At 68.5% G+C, this 11072-nt stretch carries 10 protein-coding genes; 7 read left to right on the top strand and 3 right to left on the bottom strand.

The annotated features are described in order from the left end of the window. Positions 1 to 182 precede the first annotated feature (182 nt). Positions 183 to 935, bottom strand: a complete 753-nt coding sequence (locus MJQ72_RS38860; RefSeq protein WP_240595921.1) for an enoyl-CoA hydratase — start codon at positions 933 to 935, stop codon at positions 183 to 185. A 13-nt stretch (positions 936 to 948) separates the two neighbouring features. Continuing rightward, positions 949 to 1395, bottom strand: coding sequence for an Lrp/AsnC family transcriptional regulator (locus MJQ72_RS38855; protein WP_005151923.1), 447 nt, complete (start codon positions 1393 to 1395; stop codon positions 949 to 951). 74 nt (positions 1396 to 1469) lie between these two features. Between MJQ72_RS38855 and ddaH the strand changes: the two genes are divergently transcribed. From ddaH to MJQ72_RS38840, 3 genes are all read left to right on the top strand, one after another. Beyond that, entirely contained in the window at positions 1470 to 2315 is an 846-nt protein-coding gene (gene ddaH / locus MJQ72_RS38850) for a dimethylargininase (RefSeq protein WP_240595920.1), read from the top strand. A 91-nt stretch (positions 2316 to 2406) separates the two neighbouring features. Beyond that, complete coding sequence (locus MJQ72_RS38845; protein ID WP_240595919.1) at positions 2407 to 3063, top strand: polysaccharide deacetylase family protein; 657 nt, start codon at positions 2407 to 2409, stop codon at positions 3061 to 3063. Positions 3064 to 3169: 106 nt separating this feature from the next. Further along, positions 3170 to 3832: a glycoside hydrolase family 75 protein gene (locus tag MJQ72_RS38840; protein ID WP_240595918.1), complete on the top strand. Its 663-nt coding sequence runs from the start codon at positions 3170 to 3172 to the stop codon at positions 3830 to 3832. Positions 3833 to 3887: 55 nt separating this feature from the next. On the opposite strand, the gene MJQ72_RS38835 is transcribed toward MJQ72_RS38840, so the two are convergent. Continuing rightward, complete coding sequence (locus MJQ72_RS38835) at positions 3888 to 5294, bottom strand: hypothetical protein (protein WP_240595917.1); 1407 nt, start codon at positions 5292 to 5294, stop codon at positions 3888 to 3890. 299 nt (positions 5295 to 5593) lie between these two features. On the opposite strand from MJQ72_RS38835, the gene MJQ72_RS38830 reads away from it, so the two are divergent. The 4 genes from MJQ72_RS38830 to MJQ72_RS38815 all read left to right on the top strand — a co-directional run bounded on the left by MJQ72_RS38830 (position 5594) and on the right by MJQ72_RS38815 (position 11069). After that, positions 5594 to 6910 (top strand): nucleotide sugar dehydrogenase, encoded by a 1317-nt coding sequence (locus MJQ72_RS38830; protein WP_240595916.1) that lies wholly within the window; start codon positions 5594 to 5596, stop codon positions 6908 to 6910. Further along, a complete protein-coding gene (locus MJQ72_RS38825; protein ID WP_240595915.1) occupies positions 6891 to 8078 on the top strand; it encodes a glycosyltransferase family 4 protein in 1188 nt (395 codons plus the stop codon). Before MJQ72_RS38830 ends, MJQ72_RS38825 begins: the two co-directional genes overlap by 20 nt. A gap of 139 nt (positions 8079 to 8217) precedes the next feature. After that, positions 8218 to 9498 (top strand): exopolysaccharide biosynthesis protein, encoded by a 1281-nt coding sequence (locus MJQ72_RS38820; protein WP_240601531.1) that lies wholly within the window; start codon positions 8218 to 8220, stop codon positions 9496 to 9498. Next, positions 9495 to 11069, top strand: a complete 1575-nt coding sequence (locus MJQ72_RS38815; RefSeq protein ID WP_240595914.1) for a Wzz/FepE/Etk N-terminal domain-containing protein — start codon at positions 9495 to 9497, stop codon at positions 11067 to 11069. The genes MJQ72_RS38820 and MJQ72_RS38815 overlap by 4 nt, the downstream gene beginning before the upstream one ends. Positions 11070 to 11072 lie beyond the last annotated feature (3 nt).

Below are 11072 nucleotides of genomic sequence, written 5' to 3'. Positions count from 1 at the left end.
TAGTCCTCGGCACACTTCCCAGGTTGCCGTAAAAACGGGCCTGACCTACTTCTCGAGTGTCCTGAGCTCGTCGCTGAGCGGGGATTATCCGGTTTATCTGTTACCGATGGTAACGGTCAGCGATGCGGCTCGATTGTGAGCCGTATCTCCTTACAGCGTAGTCAAGTCCGGTCGAGGACCGATCAGCAGTTGGACAGTGAAGCCCGCAACCTGGCCAACCGCTCGGCGAAGGCGGGTGCGGTGAGTGACGCCACCTGAGGCTCGATCTCGGCGTCCACGGCGGCCGAATGGTCGGTCAGTGCCGCGGTGTGCCGGAGCGTGCGCTTCGTCGCCAGAAGGACGTCTCGCGGAGCGTCGACGGCGGGTTTCGCCAGTTCACGGGCGGCCTCGACCAGATCGCCCTCGACGAGCCGGAGCGCGAGCCCGCATTCGACAGCGGCTTCGGCGCCGACGATCTCGCCGAAGAGTGTCATCGCCGCGGCCTTCTGTGGTCCGACGAGCCGCTGGATCATCCACGTCATCCCGCCGCCGGGATGGATGCCGAGATCGAGAAATCTGGCCACGAACTTCGCCTTCGGTCCCACGATGCGGACGTCCGCGGCGAGCGCGAGGTTCAGTCCGGCGCCCACGGCGGCCCCGCCGACTGCGGCGATCGTCGGCAGGGAACACCGCGCCACCGAGAGAAAACCGTCATAGATCGCGCGGAGCCCGTCCTCGTTGGCGCGGGCGAGCGTGTCCAGGTCGGCGCCCGCGCAGAACGCCGGTGGCGCGCCCGTGACGACCAAGGCGTGGACGCTCTCGTCGGCTTCGGCGCGCGAGACGGCCTCGGCCAGCTGCGCGGACAGGTCGAGGGTCAGTGCGTTGCGGGTCGCGGGCGCGTCGATGGTGAGCACGGCGACGCCGCCGTCATGGCTGGAGTGGATCTGATCGGTCACGCGGTCGAGGGTGTCACGCTTCGGGCGTCGGCGGGCGCTCGAGAAGCCTGGACAGGACGACGGTGGACACCGTGCGGTCGACGATCTCCAGCCCGCGCAGCCGTTCCAGCGCGGTCTCCAGGTGATGGATGTCCGAAGCGCGCAGATGGACGATCGCGTCGGCCGCGCCGGACACCGTGTAGGCCGCGACGACCTCGGGCAACGGTTCCAGCCGGGCGCGGATCCGGGCCGGGGTGATGTTGCCGTTGCAGGTCATCTCGACGAACGCCTCGGTGCCCCAGCCCAGCGCCTCGGGGTCGACGACCGCGGTGAACCCGCGCAGCACCCCGGTCTCCAGCAGCCGGTCGACCCGGCGTTTCACCGCGGGCGCGGACAGGCCGACGACTTTGCCGATGTCGGCGTAGCTGGATCTCGCGTTGGCCATCAGGCATGAAACGATTCGCTGGTCGATGGTGTTCACACGCAATGTTTAGCAGGTATATGCGCAGCGAACAGCGATTGATTGCGGAATTAGGTAACCCTTACCCTTCGGGTATGCCGGAACTGGAGCAGCAGCCCCGTGTACCCACGACGCGCCGCTACCTCATGTGCCCGCCGCGGTACTTCGCGGTGGACTACGTCATCAACCCGTGGATGGACCCGTCGGTCCCGGTCAGCGTCGACACCGCGATGGCGCAATGGACCGAACTCCGCGACACCTACCGACGCCTCGGCCACACCGTCGAGGAGATCGACGCCCAGCCCGGCCTGCCCGACATGGTGTTCGCCGCGAACTCCGGCACCGTCGTCGACGGCCGGGTGCTCGGCTCGCGGTTCCGCGCCCCGCAGCGCACCGCCGAGGCCGAGCACTTCCGCCGCTGGTTCGTCGAGCACGGCCACCGCGACATCACCATGCCCGAGAAGATCAACGAGGCCGAAGGCGACTTCGCCTGGACCGGCAAGGTCCTGCTCGCCGGCACCGGCTTCCGCACCGACCCGGCCGCGCACGCCGAAGCGCAGGAGGTCCTCGGTGTCCCGGTCGTCTCGCTGCGGCTGATCGACCCGAGCTACTACCACCTCGACACCGCGCTGTTCGTGCTCGCCGAGGCGACCGACACCACGTCCGCCCAGATCGCCTACTACCCGGAGGCCTTCTCGGCCGGGTCGCGGAAGGTGCTGGAGCGGATGTTCCCCGACGCGGTAATCGCGGACCGGGCCGACGCGGAGTGCTTCGGCCTGAACGGGGTGTCCGACGGCCGCAACGTCGTCCTGCCGGTCGAGGCGACCGGATTGGCGGCGCGGCTGACCGAACGCGGCTACGAGGTCGTCTTCCTGGACATCTCCGAGCTGCGGAAGGCGGGCGGCGGCCCGAAGTGCTGCACCCTGGAGATCCGCAAGTAATCCATTAGTGGACACCTTGCGGGATCATGTAACTACTCCATTCGCCAATGCGATTAATCGGGAAACAGAGTCGGTCCCGAATGAGGCGCGGATGGTGATCCTGGCGATTGGCGGCGTGGGCAAACCCGTGCGCGCGCTGGATCCAGGCGAAAACGAAACATGGGTGACCGTCGAGCAGTTCGAGCGGGTGCTCGACTCGGTGGCCGGACGCGAGGACGTCGGGCTCACCTTCGACGACGGCAACGTCTCGGACGTCGAGATCGCGCTCCCCAGACTGGTGGAGCGCGATCTCACGGCCGAGTTCTTCCCGCTCGCGGGCCGGATCGGGCAGCGGGGTTTCCTTGATGCGGACGGCCTTCGCGAGCTGGTCGAGGCGGGGATGTCGATCGGTTCGCACGGCTGGGAGCACCGCGACTGGCGGCGGCTCGACGGCAGGCACGCCCGGCGCGAACTCGAAATCGCGCCGAAGCTGCTCGCGGAGTTGAGCGGGAAGCCCGTGCGCGCGTACGCGCCGCCGTTCGGCGCCTACGACCGGCGGGTGCTCAGCAGGCTCCGGCGTTCCGGGGCGACCAGGGTCTACACGACCGAAGGTGGCGCGGCGTCGCGTGACGGCTGGCTGCGGCCGCGCATCGAGGTCCGGCACGATGTCGACCAGGAGTGGCTCGACGGCGTGCTCGGTGAGCGGGAGGGCCTGTACCGTCGAGCGGGACGGGTGATGGCGCGGGTCGCCAGGCTTGCCCGCTTTTGACCGGTTTTCTTTGTGTGGTGGGAAAATAACCCTTGAGCTGAAACCGCGGCGAAGGCATTCTGAGCACCCTCGATAAAGAAGCTTTATTAACTAAGGGGTGCTCGGTATGCGGAAACTGCTCCTGTTCTCGGCGATGGTGGTGGCCGCCGGACTGGCCCCTGCGGCGACCGCCGCGGCTTCGGTACAGGCGGGCCCGACCGCGCAGCAGCTGCTCGCGAAGACCACCAGCTGCAAACAGGTCTCGAACGGCAAGTACAAGACCGACGAGGAGACCGGCCGGACCATCGCGGTCTGCGACGCGGGAAGCGCCGTGTTCTGGAAGGCCGACATGGACGTCGACTGCGACGGGCAGCCGACCGCGCGGTGCAACAAGAACACCGACCCGTGGTTCCAGGACGGCACCGCGTACCCGCGCTCGGACGGCAAGGCATTGGTCGCCGACGAGACGCCCTACATCGTCGTGCCGAGCATCAGCAGCACGTGGAACTTCGAGAAGGCCGGCCTCAAGGGCGCCGGCTCGTGCGCGGTGATCTACAACAACAAGGTGCTGTACACCGTCATCGGCGACACCGGACCGAAGGACATCATCGGCGAGGCGTCCTACGCGACCGCGAAGGCGCTGGGCATCAACCCGGACCCGAAGAACGGCGGCGTCGACTCGGGCGTCACGTACATCTGCTTCAAGAACTCGAAGGTCTCGCCCATCGAGAACCACGGGAAGGCGACTTCCGTGGGAGAGGGCCTGGCGGCGAAGTTCGTTCAGGGCTGACGAAAACCTCGTGAGTGGTAAGGACGGTTAGAACCGTCCTTACCACTCACGAGACTCAGCGCGGCTCCATCTGCACCCACCAGTCCCCGCCGTACGGCGGCGCGACGTGCTGGATGGTCGAGCTGTGGACCGCCTTCCATGGACCCGTCACGCGGAAGACGTATTCGCCGACGGCGACGCCGGGGAAGGTCACGTGACCCGTGGCGTCGGTCCTGGCGAGCGAAACCAGCTTGTTGTCCTTTGTGGACAAAGTGGCGGTCAGGTTGGCGAGACCTTCACCGTCGTCCGGCCGGTAGTTGTTGTTCTTGTCGACCCAGGCCAGTCCGCGGGCATCGGCGCGCTTGCCGGGCACCTTGGCCGTGACGGACACCTGCGGACCGGATAGGTAGGTCTTGCCGTCGAAGAAGCAGTAGAGGGACGTGCCGCCGTAGTAGAGGGCCTTCTCGGGCACCGGGGCGGTCAGGGGGAGCACCAGTCGCTGCCCCGGGGCCAGTGCGCCCGCCTGCGGGGAGCCGAACGCGCCCCACTGTTCCTGCGGGATCTTCAGTGCCGTTCCGGTGCCGTCGTCGCTGCAGGTCACGAAGAGGCCGGAGAGCGGGTGCGCGCCACTGTTCGTGAGCGTGACCGTCGCCTTGGCCGTCTCGCCGGGCGCATAGCTCGTTTTGTCGAGCGCGATCGTCGCTTGAAGTGCCTGGCTGAGCGGCTGCTGGCCGCGGAGGCTCAGATCTTGGTACTTGCCGCTGCCGTCCAGGCGCATCATGGTGCTTTCCGGCAGCAGCCAGCCGTCGGGGACGTCGCGGAAGTACAAGATCCGGGTGGCGCCGACCGGGACGGCGTCGAAGGAGAACCGGCCCGCGGCGTCCGTGAGCACCGACAGTTCGTTCGGCATTCCAGGGCCACCCACCAGGGCCTTGATCCCCGCCAGTTCCTCTCCCGGGGAGAAGACGCCGTCGCGGTTCTTGTCTCCGTAAGCCTGGCCTGCGACCCGTTCGGTGGTCTCCGGTGGGATCACGTTCACCGTGACATCGAAGGTGTTGTCCGTGCGGTCGGTGTCGACCGGGGCCCTCACCTCGAGTCTCACCACGGGATTGCCCGCTTCCGCGCCCCAGATCCGGCCGGTCACGCGATAGGACCGGCTTTCGCCCGGCTGGAAGGAGGCGCCCGGCCCGTTGCTGCTCAGCTCTCCCCAGGTGTCCAGGTCGAAGCCGTAATACGGACCGGAGTAGGTGCTTCCCTCGGCCATGACCTCGGTCGCCGTGGCGTCGCCGATGTTGGTGATCGTCAGATCGATCGGAATGGTGTCGTCCCGCAGCCAGCGCCCGTCCGCCACGGCCGCCGTGATCTTGAGGTTCGGGCCGGGATCGGCGTACGCGGGTATCGCGGTGATCGCTCCGGCGAGGGTGAAGGCCGACGTCAGTACGCCGATGGTGCGCAGCCGCTTTCCGGGCAGGGTTCTTCGCATCGGTTGTCCCCCAGGTGCTCGTCGTTGACGACGTAAACCTAAGAGTCGCTTCGCCCGATTGACCAGTACGGAACATTCCGGCGTCACCGGAAGGCAACCGAGAAGGCGCCTCTGGCGTGTACGGGAGATCGAGACGAAATTCTTACGCGCTCCCTGTAGCGTTTCGCACTCCTCGAACGATGAGTAATTCCCTTGCCGCACAGGCATTCCGCCAAAAGCAGGCGAACGACGGACACCGGTAACGAACCCGGTCCCACCGCCGACCAACGGGCAGCGGAATGCGGCTGGAGGAATTCGTCATGAAGATCAGTGTCTTCGGGCTCGGTTACGTCGGTTGCGTGTCGGCGGCGTGCCTGGCCGGACGCGGGCACGAGGTCGTCGGGGTCGACGTGAACCCGGTGAAGATCGAACTCGTCTCCAGCGGCAAGGCGCCGGTGGTCGAGGAGCGGATCGGCGAACTGACCGCGGAAGTGGTCGCCGAAGGCAAGCTGAGAGCGACCACCGACGTAAGACAGGCGATCGCGGACAGCGAAGTCTCCCTGATCTGTGTCGGTACCCCGTCCGCGCCGAACGGCAGCCTGTCGACGGCGTTCCTGGAGCGCGTCGCCGAGGAGATCGGCGAAGCGCTCCGAGACAAGACCGAACGGCACACCGTCGTCTTCCGCAGCACCATGCTCCCCGGCACCTGCCTGGATCTGCTCGTCCCCATCCTCGAGAAGTCGTCCGGCCGCACCGCCGGCGTGGATTTCGGGGTCGCGGTGAACCCCGAGTTCCTGCGCGAGGGAAGCAGTGTCAAGGACTTCTTCGACCCGCCCAAGACCGTCATCGGCGAGCTCGACCCGGCCAGCGGCGACGTCGTCGCGGCGCTGTACGAAGGGCTTCCCGGCGAGGTCTTCCGCGTCGCGATCCCGGTCGCCGAGATGACGAAGTACGCCGACAACTCCTTCCACGGGCTCAAGATCGGCTTCGCGAACGAGCTCGGCGCCATCTGCCGCGCGCTGGGGCTCGACTCGCACCAGGTGATCGACGTCTTCCTCGCCGACCGCAAGCTCAACATCAGCCCCGCCTACCTCCGCCCCGGGTTCGCCTTCGGCGGCTCGTGCCTCCCCAAGGATCTGCGCGGCCTGGTCTACGCCGCGCACCGCGCGGACGTCGCCGTCCCGATCCTCTCGCACGTGCTGCCCTCCAACGACGAACACCTCCAGCGCGCCTTCGACCTCGTCGCGCGCACCGGGAAACGCAAGATCGGCCTGTTCGGCCTTTCGTTCAAGCCCGGCACCGACGACCTCCGCGAGAGCCCGCTCGTCGAGCTCGCGGAGCGGCTGCTCGGCAAGGGTTACGACCTCCGCATCTACGACGCCAACGTCAGCCTTTCGCGGCTGATGGGCGCGAACCGCGAGTACATCGAGGGCAGGCTGCCGCATCTCGGCCAGCTGCTGGCCGGCTCCATCGGCGAGGTCGTCGACCACGCCGACGTCTGCCTCATCGGCTGTGCCGACCCGGAGGTCCTCGCGGCGCTCCCGGCCGGTGGCGGCCACACCATCATCGATCTCGTCCGCGTACCCGACGCCGCCGAGCGCCGGGCTGAAGAGGGATATGTCGGTCTTGCCTGGTAAAGCTCTCATCCTCGTCGAGAACCTTTCCGTCCCCTTCGATCGCCGTGTCTGGCAGGAGTGCCAGACCCTCACGGGCGCCGGCTGGGAAGTCCACGTCATCTGTCCACAAGGGACGAAACGGGACACCGAAGCCGAGGTCACCATCGACGGCGTCCACATCCTGCGGTACCCGCTGAAGGCCGCCACCGGTGGCCCGGCCGGGTACGTCCAGGAGTACGGCTCCGCGCTGTGGCACACGCTCCGGCTCGCGCGCAAGGTCGGCCGGGTCGACGTGGTGCACGCCTGCAACCCGCCGGATCTGCTGTTCCTGGTCGCGTTGTACCTCAAACGCCAGGGCGCGAAGTTCATCTTCGACCAGCACGACCTCTGCCCCGAGCTGTACCTCTCGCGCTTCGACCGCGGGGAGGACTTCCTGTACCGCGCGGTCTGCGCGCTGGAGCGCCGCACGTACAAGACGGTCGACGTCGTCATCGCGACCAACGAGAGCTACAAGGACGTCGCCGTGAAACGCGGTGGCAAATCGCCGGACGACGTCTTCGTCGTGCGCAGCGCGCCCGTGGTCGAGCGGTTCCACAGCGTGCCGCCCGAGCCCGAACTGAAGAAGGGCAAGCCGCATCTGCTCGCGTACCTCGGTGTGATGGGCCCGCAGGACGGCGTCGACTACGCGTTGCGCGCGCTCGCTTCGCTGCGTGACGAGGTGGGCCGCACCGACTGGCACGCCGTGTTCATCGGTTCCGGTGACGCCTTCGACGCCATGGTGGCGTTGTCCAAGGAGCTGAAGCTCGGCGACCAGGTCGAGTTCACCGGCCGGATCTCCGACGAGGACCTGCTGCGCTACCTGTCCTCGGCCGACGTCTGCCTTTCGCCGGATCCGCTGAACCCGCTCAACGACGTGTCGACCATGAACAAGATCATGGAGTACATGGCGATGAGCCGTCCGATCGTCTCCTTCGAACTGCGGGAGGCCCGCGTTTCGGCGGGCGAGGCCGCGCTGTACGCGCCGGCGAACGACGAGCCGGAGTTCGCGAAGCTGATCGCGCATCTGCTCGACTCGCCGGAACAGCGGGCCGAGATGGGTGAGCTGGGACGGGCGCGCGTGGCCGGCCCGCTCTCGTGGGAGAACTCGCAGAAAGCCCTGCTCGCGGCCTATGCGGCCGCGGTCCGGTGATCGGCTTCCCGATCGCGTTTTGAACAAGACTCGGGCAATCCTGTAACCAACATCGCGGTCGCTCCGACGGGATTGATGCTGCACCCGCACGCACCGATGGGAGACCCCGGCTTTGACTGACGACACGGTGCGCCTGTCCATGCTCGGACAGGTCTTGCGCGGGCGATGGCGGACCTTGGTGGCCCTCGCCGTCCTCGGCGCCCTGGTCGGCGCGGGATCTTCGGTGATCCTTTCGCCCGGCTACATCACGACGTCCAGCGTGCTGCTGCAGGGCCCGCGCGAGGCGGACGAGCTGCTCACCCAGGCCGAGGTGGCGACCAGTTCGGTCGTGCTCGACCGGGCCGCCGCCGGGCTGGGCGACGGGATGACCGGCGCCGAGCTGCGGGAGAAGGTGGCCACGTCGGTCGCACAGGGCAATGTCATCACCATCGAGGCCACCGGTGACACCGCCGAACAGACGCAGCGGATGGCCGATCAGCTCGCGAGCGAGTTCGTGAAGTACTCGACGCAGATCATCGCCGGTTCCGGCGACGCGGCGGTCCAGCTGGCGCAGGAACGCCGCGAGACGCTGCGCCAGCAGGTCCAGCAGACGAACCAGCGCATCAGCGAACTCTCCGCGAAGGTCAACGACGGCAAGACGACCGTCGAGAGCGTCCAGCTCCGCACCGAACTGCAGGGCCTGCGTTCGTCGATCGAGTCGGCGATGTCGAGTTTGAACGCGGCCGACACCGCCAGCGGCCTCGGCAACATGGTCGTCCTCGGCTCGGCCGAGCTGCCGTCCTCGGCGGCGGCGCCCACGCTTCCGCAGCTCGCCCTCGGCGGTGCGGCGCTGTTCTTCCTCATCGGCCTGTTCGGTCACCTCTTCACCGCCCGCACCGACCGGCGGCTGCGGGACGAGGAGGAGATCGCCGCGGCGATCGGCGGCCCGGTGCTGGCCACCTTCGACGCCGTGGAGCGGCCGCCCGCCGCGACCACCTTGCGGGCGAAGCTCCTCCGCGACGACAGGCCGTGGAACGTCCCGCGGGTCGACGTCTTCGCCGACGAGATCGACTCCGACGTCCTGTACCGGCGCCTGGTCTCCCGGCTGCCGCACCGGCGGCTGCTCGTGGTCGCCGCCGACGGCGATCGCGCCGGGCAGGCCGCGGCCGAACGGCTCGCCGCGCTCGCCGGGCGGTGGTTCACCGTCGTGACGGTGTCCCCGGCGCGGCCCGTCGTCGCGGACACCGACGCGGACGGGGTCCTCGTCGTGACGAGCCTCGGTTCCCGGTCCGCGTGGGAGCTGGTCGGGATCGCCGAAGCCGTCGCCGACGCCGGTCTCGCCATGGTGGGCACCGTGCTGATCCGGCCGGTCCGGCCGACCCGCACCCGGCCCGGCACGTCCACCCCGTCCGACCACGAAGCACTGGCAGGTACCGCGTGACCAGCGCCGAAAAAGCGAAATCCGAGCCGCTCATCGACCTGCAGCGGCTGGTCGTCTCGGTACGGAGACGACGACGGCTGTGGGTGGCCACCGCCCTGCTGGGGCTGATCGCCGGCGGGCTGGTCGCGATGCTCCTGCCGTCGCCGCCCACCGCGGTCGCGCAGATCCTCGTGATCCACCCCGACGACTCGCCGACCGACAGCGGGACGCTGATGCGGACCGACGTCGCCGTGCTCCAGACGACGAAGACCGCGGGCGAGGCGCTCAAGAAACTGAACAGCACGCAGCCGCCGGAGGAGTTCCTCAAGGAGTACGAGGGGCTCGGCCTGACGAACAACGTGCTCCAGCTGACGGTCAAGGGCAAGACCAAGGACGAGGCGCTGGCCCGCGCGCAGGCGATCTCGGACGCCTTCATCACCGAGTACATCGGCCGCAACCAGGCGGCCGCGGCGGCGCAGCAGAAGGCCCTGCTCGACCAGCGCAACCAGGCCCAGAACGAGCTCACCCCGATCGAAGCGTCGATCGTCACCGAAGAGGCCAAAGGCCGCAACGCCAACCCCGCGCAGCTGGAGCGGCTGTACTCGCGCCGCGCGGAGCTGACGTCCAAGATCTCCGACTACGACGGCCGCGCGCAGGAGGCGGGCATCGGCACGCCGAAGGTCGCCGCCGGGACGCAGATCGTGGACGCGCCGCGGATCCTGCCGCATTCGCTGCTCAAGACCCTCGCCACCGACGCCGGGATCGGCTTCGCGCTGGGGTTGCTCGCCGGGCTGGGGCTCGCGGCCGTCACGAGCGTGGTGAAGGACCGGCCGGTCCTGCGCCGCGAGATCTCGCGGCACCTCGGCGCCTCGGTGATCGCGCAGCTGCCCAAGCCGCCGCGTTTCCTGCGGCGGTCCCGGGCGGTGACCCGGCGGCAGCGGGTCGCGGCGACCCTCGTCCGCGCGGCCCGGCAAGAGGGCGGCTCGGTGTCGATGCTCGACCTCGGTGCCCGCCAGGTCACCGCCGCGCTCGCCGTCGACATGGCGCGCGAGCTGGCCGAGAAGGGGCCGGTCTCGCTCGTCGACGACCTGCCGAAGGCGAACCTCCGCGAGCTGGCGGGCGACGGCCCCGTCCAGGTGCTGGACCGCGGGGACGCCCCGATGGCCGCGAGGGAACGGCGCATCGGCGTCGGCTCGATCGAGCCCGGAACGGCGTGGACCGACCTCGAATTCCTCGGCACGGAGACGATCCTCGTCGTGCGCGCCGGGCACGCCAACACCGAATGGCTGCACACCGTCGCCCGTCAGCTGGCGGACCGGCGGATCCCGATCATCGGCGTCGTCGTGGTGGACCCGGATCCGCGCGACCACACCGACGGGACGCTGTGGGACGGCCTGCACACCGCGTTGCGCGGCCGCGCCGGTGCCGTGCCGGAGCGCCCGGCCCCGCCGGTGAAGCCGGTCGAGATGTTCCCCCGGGAGAAGAAGAACGGGCGACGGCATCCGACCCCGTACAAACGCGCCGACGACAACAGCGATCAGCCGACCAAACGATTCAAGCCTGTGTCACCGGATAACGCCGAAGCGCTTTAGGGA

This window comes from Amycolatopsis sp. EV170708-02-1 (assembly GCF_022479115.1).
In the GTDB taxonomy this organism is placed as follows: domain Bacteria; phylum Actinomycetota; class Actinomycetes; order Mycobacteriales; family Pseudonocardiaceae; genus Amycolatopsis.
The sequence above is the reverse complement of the archived record's forward strand: the minus strand, read 5'-3'. Positions and strand labels throughout refer to the sequence as shown.

Coding starts and splice junctions, on each gene's coding strand:
- ddaH (WP_240595920.1), top strand. CDS start 1,470: ATGCCGGAACTGGAGCAGCAGCCCCGTGTACCCACGACGCGCCGCTAC.
- MJQ72_RS38820 (WP_240601531.1), top strand. CDS start 8,218: ATGCTCGGACAGGTCTTGCGCGGGCGATGGCGGACCTTGGTGGCCCTC.
- MJQ72_RS38835 (WP_240595917.1), bottom strand. CDS start 5,294: ATGCGAAGAACCCTGCCCGGAAAGCGGCTGCGCACCATCGGCGTACTG.
- MJQ72_RS38830 (WP_240595916.1), top strand. CDS start 5,594: ATGAAGATCAGTGTCTTCGGGCTCGGTTACGTCGGTTGCGTGTCGGCG.
- MJQ72_RS38840 (WP_240595918.1), top strand. CDS start 3,170: ATGCGGAAACTGCTCCTGTTCTCGGCGATGGTGGTGGCCGCCGGACTG.
- MJQ72_RS38845 (WP_240595919.1), top strand. CDS start 2,407: ATGGTGATCCTGGCGATTGGCGGCGTGGGCAAACCCGTGCGCGCGCTG.
- MJQ72_RS38825 (WP_240595915.1), top strand. CDS start 6,891: ATGTCGGTCTTGCCTGGTAAAGCTCTCATCCTCGTCGAGAACCTTTCC.